7 protein-coding genes are annotated in these 14,642 nt (G+C 52.6%); all 7 read right to left on the minus strand.

Annotated features, from left to right (window positions below; translation table 11 throughout):
- Nucleotides 1–221: 221 nt before the first annotated feature.
- The 7 genes from H8F23_RS10630 to H8F23_RS10660 all read right to left on the minus strand — a co-directional run bounded on the left by H8F23_RS10630 (nt 222) and on the right by H8F23_RS10660 (nt 14,631).
- Nucleotides 222–623: a DUF6911 family protein gene (locus H8F23_RS10630; protein ID WP_407692558.1), complete on the minus strand. Its 402-nt coding sequence runs from the start codon at nt 621–623 to the stop codon at nt 222–224.
- Between the two features lie 198 nt (nt 624–821).
- Nucleotides 822–1,352: a hypothetical protein gene (locus H8F23_RS10635; protein WP_194934344.1), complete on the minus strand. Its 531-nt coding sequence runs from the start codon at nt 1,350–1,352 to the stop codon at nt 822–824.
- Between the two features lie 1,456 nt (nt 1,353–2,808).
- On the minus strand, nt 2,809–3,255 hold the full coding sequence (locus tag H8F23_RS10640; protein WP_228759186.1) for a toxin C-terminal domain-containing protein: 447 nt from the start codon (nt 3,253–3,255) through the stop codon (nt 2,809–2,811).
- 442 nt (nt 3,256–3,697) lie between these two features.
- Entirely contained in the window at nt 3,698–4,261 is a 564-nt protein-coding gene (locus H8F23_RS10645; RefSeq protein ID WP_228759187.1) for a hypothetical protein, read from the minus strand.
- A gap of 314 nt (nt 4,262–4,575) precedes the next feature.
- Entirely contained in the window at nt 4,576–5,106 is a 531-nt protein-coding gene (locus tag H8F23_RS10650) for a hypothetical protein (protein ID WP_194934344.1), read from the minus strand.
- Nucleotides 5,107–5,227: 121 nt separating this feature from the next.
- Nucleotides 5,228–5,788, minus strand: a complete 561-nt coding sequence (locus H8F23_RS10655; protein ID WP_194934345.1) for a hypothetical protein — start codon at nt 5,786–5,788, stop codon at nt 5,228–5,230.
- 11 nt (nt 5,789–5,799) lie between these two features.
- A complete protein-coding gene (locus H8F23_RS10660; protein ID WP_228759188.1) occupies nt 5,800–14,631 on the minus strand; it encodes a two-partner secretion domain-containing protein in 8,832 nt (2,943 codons plus the stop codon).
- Nucleotides 14,632–14,642 lie beyond the last annotated feature (11 nt).

Genomic DNA, 14,642 nt, shown 5'->3' on the forward strand with positions numbered 1-14,642 from the left:
GCCACACAGATCGCAGCGTGTTCCCTGAGTGCTACCCTCGTTGAAGACAACTAATTCGCCTCTACACTGCTCGCATGCTATTGGGAAGGGTTCATTCATTATGGGTTACCACGGTCAATAATCCGAAGACTCGCATCTTCCTGCATAAAAAGGGGACAGACCACGTTCTCGGAGTGCTTTCTAAACGTGGTCTGCCCCCATTTATCGCTTTTGCCGCCACTCTAAACGCTTAACACTAATGAACTTACATCGCCAGAACATAAAAATTCTTGGAAACAAGAGACTACGCCCCCTATATCTCTTGTAATTAAACTTGCCTGATACCAATCACCCAGAATGTCAACCAGCTTTGTTCCAGCTGACGTATTATTAAGGGTACGCACAACATGCCCGCCATCATCCAGGTATTGATTCAACATCAGAAGATAATTTCCAGAATCAGCATAAAGATTAATTTCGTAAGGCCCAGTTTCAGGTGCAAGCGTCATAGACAATGAAGTTACGCCATCGAAATTACTATACTCAAATATAATGGATTTAACATCATCCATAGTCGACTGATGAACAAGAGGGATTTGCAATCTACCGTACTCAGGACTAAGCGTATACCCTCCGATTACCATCTAACTCCTCTCCTTAATGGACTTCATACCTGGCTCCCAGTAATAGTTTTTCGGCAGCCCTGTTTTATCATCTATAGAGATATAGAGATAAAAAGATAAAAAGGGCGATAAAAAGGGGACCGATAAAAAGGGGACAGACCACGTTTTCAGAGTGCTTTCTAAACGTGGTCTGTCCCCATTTATCTGCATTTATCCAAGCTAATAACGAATCCACTTTCCAGTAGAAATCAACTGCGGACTATTCGGATCAACCAAATACAGCCATTCTGGCTCATGACCAACTGTGCCGATTAGAACTCCCAGCTTATCTGGATGATCGGGCATCGCTCCAGAGTGTATGGCACCGATATAACTATTTTTACCATACGGATTGCACAGCTGATGGCGCAATGACCCGTCAACATTATAAATTGCAGCATTATTAGGAAAACTGAAAAACCAAGGCGCATGAGAGACACCGAACCTAGAAGGCTCCTTTTCAAATATCACTAAGACTCCAGTCCTGTCAGGCAAAATATGTAGGGTTTCGAAGATCGGAATATCAACCTCTGCACCACTATCCAAAACCAACCTCTGCCGCAGGGCAACAACCTTATGCTTTTCTACATATAGAATATTCTGCTTTATTTCCTCAAGACTGCTACTTACTCCATCCCAGCGAACAAACTGGTCAGAAACGAACCCGTCATCAAACTCGCGCCTTGTAACAATCTCATAAACAAAATCCATCACTTGAGCAACCTCAGCGAGTCCATATCAACTTCATAAAGCTCTGGATTGGTTCGGGGCGGCTTATCCATAAAGTTCACTTGATGCCCACCACCTGGCAAGCGAGTACCATTTATTGGGAAAAACGGGGACAGACCACATTTCGGAGTACTTTCGAAATGTGGCTTTACCCATTTATTCATATTTCCCTTAACCCCCGCCCAAAAGACTCTTGTATTTCTCACAAACCGAGCCGCAGGAAAGCACAGCATCATCCACGTCATACAAAATACACGACCAAGCTTTCGCAAAACTCAAAAAAAACCTTCAAATAGAGGAAAGCGGGGACAGACCACATTTTTGGAGTGTTATCTAAACATGGTCTGCCCCCATTTACATCGCTTATTCCTTCACATGAAGCTTCGTAACAAACTCAACAATCATCTGACGATCGGATTCATTTTTAGCAAACCGTTTAAGAACAGGAACCAGATAATAGCAAAGCAGTTCAATTCTTGATGATTCTGTAGGTAGATGCTCCAAAGTGCAGGCAACTAAATCTGCAGCGGCATAATAGAAGCGAAGACTTCATACCCTCTCCCCCCTGAAAATGGTAACTTACAAAAATAATATCTTGCCAACCGCTTTTGGTCAGAACGTTTCCAGGTGCGATGGGGTATGAGTAACAGTGCCTCCCCCCATTCCCTAGCGTCAACTGGGTAGGTTGAAATCATCCACTCGGCAGCCAACTCAGAACTCATCTTCCCAAGCTGCACACAAAGCGCCTTTAATCTCTTGTCCATAACGCTATTACCTAGGGTTGAAACGTTCTTCAGGCAAACCCGCATTTCCACTCAAAAAAAGCTGGTGTAAAAAGGGGAAAAAGGGGGAAAAGGGGACAGATCACGTTTTCAGAGTGCTATCTAAACGTGATCTGTCCCCATTTATCCCCACCGTTCAGATCCGATTTTTTATACAACTAATAGCGAATCCATTTCCCTGAGGAATAAAAAGAATAAAAACAGGACAGTAAAAAGGGGACAGACCACGTTTTCGGAGTACTTTTTAAACGTGGTCTGTCCCCATTTATCCTTCTAACTGTAACTGAAAAGCACATTTTCCGAGCCAAGGCGAATAACTTTCACATATGCTTTTTCGCGTAAGAAAAAAAAACAAAGCTCATTCAGCGACTTGACATTAGTCAATGAGATACTGTTTTTCACCCAAAAAAAGGAGGACAGACTGCGTTTATCAAATTACTCTAAACGCGCCCCCATTTATTTTCTACGAACTGCAACTTATCAACACACAAGCATCTCCAGATTTGACAACCAAATTAATCGATTTTGTAGTCACACCATCATCCGTTGACAACTCAACTAACAAACTTTGATTCTCGAACGACTGGAGCTCCGATATAAGCTGCTTAATAGTTTTCCCCCGGCCAATCCAATCGGGATTTTTTTTATCGATCATGTCAATCTCCAATACGATTTAAGTTTATGTCATAAGTCCCTGATCTAGTCTTTTTACTTCCAAGTGACTTGACAGAGTCTGCCATCTTCCACGCACCACCAACATGCCCAGCGATGTCTCGAGTAATATAATACTTACCCTTCTTGAATATTGCCTGACCACCGTGGATTGTCTCGTTTATTTTTTCAAATCCCAGTTTTTTTGCCGCCTGCTGAGCCTCAGCGTTAGTTTTGGGTAAAAAGGGGACAGACCACATTTTCAGAGTGCTTTCTAAACGTGGTCTGTCTCCATTTATCTCCTGGTAAAATGCCTGGCGCAGCTTTGGTTGGGTGTCGAACGTAGAATTGAGTACGCTGGCCATAGCCTGGCTGGCGCCTGCAGCCACCGCGCCGGCTTTGAAATCGCCACCGGTTGCACTGGATATCGCGCCCCCTATAAACGCATGCATCGCAGTGCGAGCAACGCCCCCCTCGGCCTACATCGCCATACCTGTTGTATCACCCGCATCCTTTGCTGCCTACCAGTGATTTTGGGAATAAAAAGGCGACAGACCACGTTTTCGGAGTACTTTTTAAACGTGGTCTGTCCCCATTTTTCGACGTAAATTCGGCTGATCGTTAAATGTCGAGTTAAGCGCGCCTGCCATGGCTTGGCTTGCGCCGGCGGCAATTGCTCCGCTTTTGAAGTCACCACCGGTAATGCTGGAGACGGCGCCCCCCATCAACGCGTGCAGAGCGTAAAAAGGGGACACGCGTAAAAAGGGGACAGACCACGTTTTCGGAATGTTTTCTAAACGTGGTCTGTCCCCATTTATCTCTAAACGTGGTCTGTCCCCATTTATCTCCCTTTTTAAACGTGGTCTGCCCCCATTTATCTTGCATGCAGGCGTTTCATCCCTGAATTACACAAATAGCTGTAATAAGCTGGTTCGGCTGCTCCTCCAGAGGAACCCCCCACCCCGTAACTTCAAGGGCACCATAATCACCACCGGTATAAAACCACTCTTCGGCCTCATCAAACTCTAAGCTAGTGAATGGCAAAATATCAGATACAAGACTTCCCAAACCTATGCACTCCGACAAAAGCCCCTTGTAAACAAATCTATGCGCAGGCTCGCCTGGAAAGCTAAAGTCATAAACCTTAACTGCGTACACCCTCCCACTACGAATAAGAACAGATAATGCAGGAACTCCTTTTTTTAACTCACTGACAATTTCATCATCAAAAATTGAAAAAGAATAACCACCATTACCGCGCTCATCCAGACCATACCCACTCAAACAAAGGTCTGGCGCCCCTTCAAACCTATACCGCAAAAAATTCTTATCAGTCAAATATTTCGAAAGCACAGCCTCCAGATCGACAGCACTAGCATGCAACGGTATTCCTGCAAGTGATACACCAGGAATAATTGAAGCGTCCCAAACTATAGAAAAACTATCTAGCGGCATCATTCGGAAATCCACGCATTGGTTGCAGGGTTAGATTTCACTTTCTGACCTTGCGGATTCAAGTATGTCGTATTTGCATCATAAATGGGCTTAGAAGGCCCCTGGAATGTCGGTCTGTAGGTCGCAGGAACAATAACCTTAGCCTTACTACCATCAACGTATGTAATTTTATAGTACTCACCCACATGTACTGATTTGACCGAGACATCAACAGTAGATGGACTATATAGATAAAAAGGGGACAGACCACGTTTTCAGAGTGCTTTCTAAACGTGGTCTGTCCCCATTTATCTGCCATTTATCTGCATTTATCCAAGCTAATAACGAATCCACTTTCCAGTAGAAATCAACTGCGGACTATTCGGATCAACCAAATACAGCCATTCTGGCTCATGACCAACTGTGCCGATTAGAACTCCCAGCTTATCTGGATGATCGGGCATCGCTCCAGAGTGTATGGCACCGATATAACTATTTTTACCATACGGATTGCACAGCTGATGGCGCAATGACCCGTCAACATTATAAATTGCAGCATTATTAGGAAAACTGAAAAACCAAGGTGCATGAGAGACACCGAACCTAGAAGGCTCCTTTTCAAATATCACTAAGACTCCAGTCCTGTCAGGCAAAATATGTAGGGTTTCGAAGATCGGAATATCAACCTCTGCACCACTATCCAAAACCAACCTCTGCCGCAGGGCAACAACCTTATGCTTTTCTACATATAGAATATTCTGCTTTATTTCCTCAAGACTGCTACTTACTCCATCCCAGCGAACAAATTGGTCAGAAACGAACCCGTCATCAAACTCGCGCCTTGTAACAATCTCATAAACAAAATCCATCACTTGAGCAACCTCAGCGAGTCCACGTAAAAAGGGGACAGACCACGTTTTCGGAGTACTTTCTAAACGTGGTCCGTCCCCATTTATCCCCTTTTGGTTGAATCGAAGTCATACTCAAGCTTTAGTTTATCGAGATTTCCTCCAACTCAACTCCCTTCAACTGAGTTTCCTCTAGCACTGAAAAATCATCAGAATTGTCATGCAGCCCATGGGATACTACAAAACTCTTGCCACCTGAAAAACTAAAACGCAAGCCAACTTCGCTTGGGCGCTGGCTCTCAACCGCATTCATGCGCACTCGCTTAAGTATCGTTACGTTGCTCACACAACTGCCGATCAATCGCCTCCAAAAAACAGTAGAGAACCTTCCAGATCCACAGATAGCGAATAGTTCTTCATCACTATCCAAAGAGGCCGGACCTTGACCCGCAACCCTCGCTGCTTCATCCCAAACGATGACACTATTCAGAGACGGGTCACTCGAAAAGCCAAGAATTACGCCATCCTCAAAATAGACAGCTAAAGGTCCGGCTGTTAATGAGAAGGCTAATTCATCCTCGATACCACACTCAGCAGAAACTCCCGAGGCAGGCCACCAGCTATATCTAACAAGCTTGGAGACTCGCTTGCCAGTGAGCCGTCGAAGAAGCTCAATTGTCGTAGACGGTATCATTGAGGTCATATGCTTAGCACCTATTTAAATGGACCATTCTTCTGTGCTGCCTGAATCAACAAATCGATCATTCGAAGATTATTTTTTGATGGTGCAGCGTTAAAGTTAACGGCAAGCGGATCAGCAACCACGACACGCCCATCGTTGCGAATCAGGAACTGCAGGTCGTTGATCTGGATATTATTATTTACGAGTTTATCTCGAATACCTTTCAGATCTGAAATGCTTTGCTGATTGAGGAGTGGCGAATCGCCAACAATTCGTACTTTTCCGTCCATCAGCCTCACGACATCTTTTGACCCTTGAGCAAACTGGTCCATCAGCATGCCGGGGACTCCGTCAACACTCACGGCTTGAGGATTCACTGTCGGAATTCCCGAATCATGCAGCTTTCCGAGCATATAAATTTCATCGGAAATCGCCTGCGAATTCGTTCCATTACGCAAGACGCCAACAGCTTGATTGTCTCCATAGCCATAAACATCCTTATTGCCGCCGCGCCCTAGCAAGTCTCCAAGATCAGCACGACCAATGTTCGAACCTGCAATGGCATCAGTACTTTTTGCGCCTGTCGCTGCCGGCCCAACGATTGCCGAAATCTGCTCAGGCGTTAGCTTAGCCCCAGTTTTCGCTTCGATCTCCATCAAACCGCGAAGATCACTCAGTTCCTTGGTCGCTGCGCCTCCGGCTGCGACCCCCAACCCGGCAGGAAGTGCTTCCGACATCCCTGCATCAGCAGCCCAGATCGTGACTTCGTTAGCGCACAACACTGGATTGGCTGCGCAAGAGGCTGCAGCTCTCGTGGTCAACTGTCCAAGCAAACCAATCGCTTCCGGCGCAAGAGCAATGATCCCCGCTGCAGCCAACAATTTCACAGCATTAGCCGGGTCCCCTTTCGGAAGGTGGTCGAGGCTAGCTCGCGTCCTGGCATTGGTGGAGTCGGCAATATTGCTATGGAGGAATTGATCTGTAATCCCGGTTTTGTCATTTTGCCAAAGTTTGTTTAATTCACGAGAGCCTTCCTCAATCTCAGCCTTGATCTTCTCGCAATCACCGGTCGCCCAACAGTTATTGAGCCGCGCCGTGTTATCCGCATCACGCTTGGCAAACTCAGCTCGAACCGCATCACAGTCGTCTTTACATTCCTTAAGCGCCTTTTCCAGGTCTTCTACATCCTGGTGGCTCAAGTAGTTGTATTGAGTACCACTCTGTGCGATCGATGACCCTAGCTGCAGCTTGTCGGCATCTGCGTTCGGGTCCTGCACAGCGGTCGTCAAAACCCCGATCAGTTGCGAGTTCATCAGCAACAATCGATCTCTGTCGTCCTTCGGCATCCCGGAATACGCCGACGCCAAATCGTCAACGAACGCTTCGTTGACTCCAGCTGCCAATGCGCCCGTTTTGAAGTCCCCACCCGCTGCCAGTGAGCTCAAGCCTCCCATTAGCGCATGCAGGCCTATCTTCTCCAGACCACCGTCCTCCAGGTGGTTGCTCACCCCGATATCACCCACCAGGTTGAAACCATAGGCGGTAAACGCATTCACCAGGCTTTTTTGCACGGCATCACCCAAGCTGCCCTCACGGCCCAGGGCTTTGTTGAGCAACGCGGAGGTGGAGTTTTGCAACAACTGGTTTTCGGTAAAATGCGCGATACCTTGCAGGCTGCTCAGACCACCGGAATCGGCGACGATAACTTTTCCGGTGTTGGCCAATGCGCCTTTGGTGGATTCCGTCAACGCGGGGGATGTACCGGTCGTACTCGAGGTCCAGTCATTGAAGAAACCGGTGGTCAGACCCGCGGTGCCTCCGGCCACAATGTAATTTTTCAGGTTGTCAGCACTGAAGGTTTCTTTGAGCGCCGCTCCGAGATTGCCTTTGTTGTTAATGGTGCTGACGGCCGCCGTGCTGGCTGCCGAAGTGATCATGGCGGTGAGTGCCGCGTTCGCCCAACCTGCTGCCACTGCTTCGCTGGTGGCTGTCGCGGCTAGACCAGCCGACATTGCTGTGCCGGAACCAGCAGTCGCACCTGCACCCACAAGGCCTGACGCCGCACCAGCGGTGAAGTAGGTGACGATGATTATGATGATGATCATCGCAGGGCCACCCAACCCGGAATGGCTTTCATCCCAGCGGTCATGCAGCTCTTGGACTTGACGCCAATCCACATCAGTTCGCGCTTCGGCGTCTTTCAACCAGGCCATACTCGGGTCGGCTTGCACCATGGCGTCGATTGCCTGACTGACGCTTTGCTGGTTGATCTGTTTGATGTCTATGTGAAGCCCATCAACAGCTTTAACGAGCGTCTGACCTTTGGCAGTCAGTTGGTTTTGGCGCAGTGTTTCGTCAACCTGGCCTTTGCTCTCCATGCTGGTCCACGCAGCGCTACTGCTGCTCTTGTCGTGGCTTTCCTGATGCGAATCCTTCACTGCCTCAAAGGTGATGCTGCCACCGCTGTCCAAGGTCAGATTTTTACCACTGTTGAGCTTGGCGCCCTGATAGCGTTGATCACCCTCGCTGACCAGCGTGAGATCGCCCCCAGTCTTGATCTCGCTACCCACATGAGTGATCTGGGTAACCTCGTCGCGCTTCATTTTCTTGGCGCCGAAACCACCCTTCTCCTTCATGTCATACAGGGTGTAGTCCTTGTTCTGCGCTGCCAGCAGATTCAGGTCATTACCTGCATACACGTAGGCTTCATTGCCTGCGCTGATCTTGCTCGCGACAAGTGTGGTGTCGCGGCCGGAAGAGGTTTTTACATCGCCGCCAGCGATGAACTCGGCGGCTTTCTGGACGGTGTGGTTATCTTCTTCGTGGACGCGTTTCTTGCCTTTTTTGCTGTTGGTCTCGACGTTGTGTTCGTCACTCGCCGAAGCCATGTTCAAGTCTTGTTTCGCGTCGGCAAGCAGATCGCCTTTGGCTTCAGCGGTACTGGCGAAAACGTTGATGTCACGACCGGCATCAAGCTTCAGGTTGCCGCCGCTCTTCACGCTGGACGCGAGATTTTCCACCGTTGTGGTGACGGTCGAGCGATGCCCGCCGTTCTCGATTTTGTGGATCTCGTTGACGTCCTGGACAGCCAGCAAATTGATGTCGCGAGTCGCGCTCAGTTCTGCATCGGCGCCGCTGGTGATCGTGCCGGAGTTGGTTAAGTCTCGGCCGGACTTGATGCTCAGCGTATCGCGGGCGCCGATGTTGCCGCCGTCGTCAAGGGATGTGAGCAAGCCCTGCCCCGGGCTGTAAGTCACGGCGGTTCGGTCGTTGACAATGTCACCCTTGAGGGTGCTCAGGCTGACCTGATTACCGCGAATATCACCGGCCAGCGCATTGCGGATGCTGTCGGTGGCCATCACGCTCAGGCGTTCGTTGGCCTCGGCAAGGCCACCGTTATAAAGGCTGCCTTTAACGTCAGCCGAAAGGTTGTTGGTGGCACGCAAAGTGCCGACGTTGACCAGGTCGTTGCCGGTGATCATTTCCAGATCACGCCCCTGAATCAGGCTACCGCCTCGCACGTTACGGGATTCGGCCTGAGCCAGATAAAGCACTGGCACGAGTACTTTCTGACCGTCGACGACACGTTCTTCCATCCAGACGATGTCATGCGTCAGCGCCGCCACCTGCTCGGATGTCAGGGTGACTCCCACCGCCAGATTCAGCTCATTTTTACTGGCGAGCGCGTTATCCATCAGGTAACGGAATTGCTCGTAATCGTTGTTCAAGCCGCCGGCCAGAAAGCGCTGGCCGGTCTGAGCCAACACGGCATCGCTGATCAAACGCGATTCGTAGCGGCCGTCGCCGAGTCGGCGTGCGGCTTCATCAGCGCTGAAATTGAGTTTGCCGAGCAGGTAATCGGAACTCATGAATAGCGCGGTCTGGGTGAGCTCTGGGTTTGTTTCGATCAGATACCGACTTTGTGGATTCTGGCTCTGCACGAACATGCCGTACGGGCCTTTCGGAAGCCTGAATGTCGAAGACGCGGTGGGATCTACTGCAGCAAACGGCACCCCGCGGAAATCAACCGGGACGAAGCTGATCTGCTTCACGCCATCCGCATCCACCTTTTCGATGCGAGTGACGTCCTTGGCGACCTGAACGCTGGCGGCGCTGCTGCGCTTGCCCAGATTGATGTCGACGACACCCACACCGGTGGCTTTTTCGCTGTCCAGATTTCCGCTGAGTTGATCGTAGGTATTGTTGTAGAGCCTGCCGTTCTGGATGGAGTCGGAGACGTTAAGGCTTACCGTTCCTCCCGCCTGCAGGGTGGCTGGATACAAGGTGTTGCCATTGGGAGACCAGTCTATGTTTACGTTGGCGGGGTGAGAGAAGCGACTGTCATTGGTAACTGCGACCAACTCGTTGAAGCGTGCCTCATCGAAATTCCCCTGCTGCGTCTGCGCATTGAACGCCGGGACTTCGATGAACTCCATGCGATCCCACAAGCTGTTGTCGATCTTGCCCGGCGTGCCGATCGTTTCTGTCGAAGTGCCCGAGCGCGATTCCGCGCCTAGGTTTAACAAGCGGTCGGCGGTTACCGTGAGATTGCCGTTGGCAGCCATCATGCTGTAGCGGTTTTCGACGCCGCTGGCATGAATCGTCAGGTTTTTGCCGGCGACGAAGCGCGACGCTGCGGAGTCCTTGAGGACCACATCGTTATAGGTCCGATCAATGATGATCGTGCCTCTTTTCCAGCCATCGTGGCCACCGCAGTGCTGCCCGCAAATCCATTTGATGGCGCCGGAACTGCCGCCCTGCGACATTTCGAAAACCGACTTGGCGTTCTCCACCGACACCGCATTGATGTCGATGTCGCCCTCGTCCTCAATCGTTCCCGACAAGTTGCTGAATAATGCAGCACGACCACCGCCCGCAGCGTCGAACGACAGATTGCCACGGCTGTAAATATCGCCGTAATAGTTGTTCAGGCTGTTGCTGTGCAACTTCATTGTGCCGCCGCTGAACAGCAGCGTATCGGCACTGTTGGAGATGCCGTTGGTAACGTTGAATTCGAGATTACCCTGAGCACCCAGGGTGCCTTTGTTGTTGATCTGGGCAGCGGTCACCGTCAGGTTCTGGTTGGCGATCAGTCTACCGAGGTTGTCCAGCGTGCCGCGCAAGGTCATCGCGGTATCGCCACCGCTGACCAGCCGGCCGTCCTGTTGAATCACGTCGTTGGCGTTGATCGTGAGTTTCTGCTGCGCCGAAACTTTGCCGCTGTTGAGCAGATTGCCGCCAAGGTTCAGCGTCAGATCACCATCGCTGGCCAGTTGCCCGGCGTTGCTCAGGTTGGCGACATTGAGGTTCAGCGTCGAAGCACTGGCGATGCGGTCGCCGGTGTTGAGCGTCAGGTCCTGCGCACTGGTATAAGTCAGTCCGCCGTTCAGTTGCCAAGTGCCGACGCCATTGACCGAGCCGACATCCCACACGCCCTTGCCCAGACCGGTGAGGCTGCCGTGGCTGCCGGTCAGTTGGCTCAGATCCAGATCGAACAGACCCTGCGCCGCGTGGCGCAGGTTGCCGCTGAGGTTATTCAGTTGCGCGCCGGACAGCACCAAATCCTGGCTGCCGATTTCGATCACACCGCTTTGGTTGTTGAGGTTGCCGGTCAGTTTGATTTGACTGGAGGCGCCCCCAAGTGCGCGGACTTGGCCGCCATTGCTGTTATCCAGGCCGCTGGCAGTCAGCTTGAGACTGGTGGCCGATTCGATCAGGCCGCCCTGATTGAGAATCTGCCCGACCGCTTCGAGGCCCAGTTGATTGCCACTGATCTCGCCGCCAGTGTTGTCCAGGCTGGTGCCGGTGAAGATCAGCTGATCCTTGCCGAACAGCTTGCCAGCGCGGTTGGTCAGGCGGGTCACGGTCAGCGTCAGGTCACCGATCAGGCTGGAAATCAGTCCGGCCTTGCCATTGATTGCGCTGTTGTCGAGATCGGCACTGGTGATGTCCAGCGAGTCGGCTTGCAGGGTGCCGCCCTGATTCTGCAGGCTGCCGGTGCCCAGCGCCAGTTCGGCGTGGCTGCCGTTGGCGAGGATGACGCCTTGCTGGTTGAGCAGGGTTTTGCCGGTGATTTTCAGGCCATCGCTGCCGGCGATGATTTGCCCGCCTGCGTTGTTGTTGATTGCGCTGCTGGTGATGTCCAGACGATTGCCCTGCAGGCTGCCGCCACGGTTGTCCAGCGAGGTCAGTTGATCGAGTAGCAGGCGCTGGTCGCTAGCATCGACGACACCGGTCACGTTGCTGAAGACACCGGCAATGTTGAGAACAACATCACCGCCGTTGCCGACGATACCGCCCTTGTCGTTGTTGCTCAGTTGTGTGGCGTGGATGTCGATAGTGTTGCCGAGCAGGACGCCAGCGCTGTTATCGACGACGTCGCTTTCGATGTGCAACTGGCCTTCGCTCTGAATACGGCCCTTGTGGTTGAGCAGTTGCGATTGGCCCGGCGCGGTTTGCTTGAGGATCAATCGCGCGCCATCGGCGCCCGCCGCCAACAGGCCGCTGTCACTGTTATCGAGGCTGTCTGCTTGCAGCTTGAGACCGTCAGCGATCATGCGCCCGCCACGGTTGTCGACGTGGCCGTCCTTCGCCACCATCCACAGCTGCTTTGCGGCAACGATACCGCCACGGTTATCGACCGAGCCGGCCTGAATGTCGATGTCAGCCTGACTGGATTGCAAGCGACCCAAGGCGCTGTTCAGGTGTTGCTGGACGACTAGCGTAAGCTGGCCGGTTTCGGCGCTGATCGTGCCGTCATTGTTGCCAGTGAGATTGCGCAGGTTGGCATCGACCACGCCGCCGAGTAGCTTGCCGCTGGCGTTTTGCACATCCTGCGCGGTCAGGTTGAGGCGGTCGGTGCCTTGAATCAGACCTTGGCTGTTGTCCAGGTCTGCGCTGGTGATCAAAGTGTCAGCGGAGGAAATCGTGCCTTGGGCGTTGTCGAGCGCGCCAACGCTGGTCACCTCAAGGGTCTTGCCGGTCAGGCTGGCGTTGCGGTTGTTGATGCTCTGCGCGGCCACCGTAAGGCGTTCCGACGCCTGCACTTTGCCGTCGTGGTTATCCAGATCCTGCGTCAGCGTCAGTTCGGCTGTACCGTTTTCGGCACTGATGACACCTTTGTCGCTGTTATCGAGGCGCGCCGCCGTGACTTTGATCTGGTCCGCCGACAGCATACCGCCCTGATTGAGCAATTCGCCGCCAGACACTGCCAGTGTGGTTTTCGCCTGAAGCTTGCCTTTGCCGTTGTCCAGACGCTCACGGGCGACCACTTTGGCGTCGCTCTGGCTGGCGCCGATCAGGCCGCTGCTGTTGTCGAGTTGGCGGGCATCGATGTCCAGGCGCCCGGCAATGATTTTGCCGTCGGTGTTTTTCACATCTCGGGCATTGAGCTTGAGACTGCCACCAGCGATTTCAATATGCCCGTGACGGTTGTCCAGGCTGTCGACGACCAGGCTCGCCGCTTGCCCATCGGCGAAGCGAATCAGACCGTTGAGGTTGACGATGGCCGGAGCGCTCAACGCCAGGCGATTCTCACCGTAAATGCGTGCATTGACCCCTTGGTTGACCAGTCGCACAGCGTTGAGGGTGACGGTTTTTGCCTGGACGATGCCGTTCTGGTTGTCCAACACAGTCGCTGCCGTGGCATTCAGGGTGCGGCTGGCCAAGACACTGCCAGTGTTGCTCACGGTAGCGCTGTTGATCGACAGATCACCGGTGGCATTGCGACTGTTGTCGGCATTCACCCCGGATTCGATCACGCCATTGTTGGTCAACTGGCCTCCACTGCTCAGGCGCACGTTATCGCGTGCTGCCAGACTTTGCCGGTTGCCCAGTTGTTCGGCGGTCTGCACCGACAGTTGCGTGCCGGCGTACACCGGCCCTTGGGCATCAAGACTTTTCGCCTTGATGTCGACGGCATTGCTGGCGGTGACGTTGGCCATGCTCAATTGGCCATTGGCGTCGATCTGGATATCACCGGCGCTGGCGGCCAACTCGCCCGCCAGCTTCACGCCGACACCCTGCTCCGTACCCACCAGTTTGATCGCACCGGCATACATGCCGCCGAGCGCTGACGAGTCGATGGCCAGCTGCGGTTTGGCGCTGCCATCATCGGCGCGCGCGGTGGCGTTGAGGGTATCGGCGTTGACGTCGTTGCGCCCGGTGGTGATGTTCAGGCGTTTGGCGTGAATCTGCGCGTTGATTTGCGTACTGCGGGTGATGATTTCAAAGCTGTCGACATTGCTCGCATCAAGACCGACGCCATCGATGGCAACCCTGCCCTGATCAACCTGAAAGTGATCGAGCCGACCGTCGTCTAGCACCGGTTTACCCGTGGTCAACGTCACGCGTGGCGCATTGATGAACCCGCAACCGTTGCAGGTGATGCCATAAGGGTTGGCGACGATCACTCGCGCCGATTGCCCCGCCACCTCGGTATAACCGCGCAACTGACTCGGGCTGCCGCCGTTGACTTCGTTGAGGATGGTTTGTGCAGCCGCACCGCGCAGGTTCGGGTTACCGAGAATGATCCCGCCCAGTTGCGACTGCTCAGTGCGTGCCGTGACGTTGTTGAGGATTACGCCCTGCGCACCGACGTTGTAATCGTGGAACTGGTTGTGCGACAGCCCGCTGGCATTGGGCGTGGCGATGTTGATGATCGGCACGCCGTTGCCGGCGCGATCCAGCGAGGTATTGGGGTTAGCCACCACAATGCCGTCGGCCTGCGCCCACATCGGTTGCCAGAACATGACGTTGGCCAAGAGAAACGCCAGCCCGCGTTTCGGCATGCCGAGGAAGAGTTCGCGGTTTTTTACGGCAACAGCAGGCTGGCCGGCCAGAGGGGCCGGTTGACGAATGTCCATTTCAGAATCTC

Origin of the sequence: Pseudomonas neuropathica, from assembly GCF_015461835.1 — a bacterium.
GTDB lineage: Bacteria > Pseudomonadota > Gammaproteobacteria > Pseudomonadales > Pseudomonadaceae > Aquipseudomonas > Aquipseudomonas neuropathica.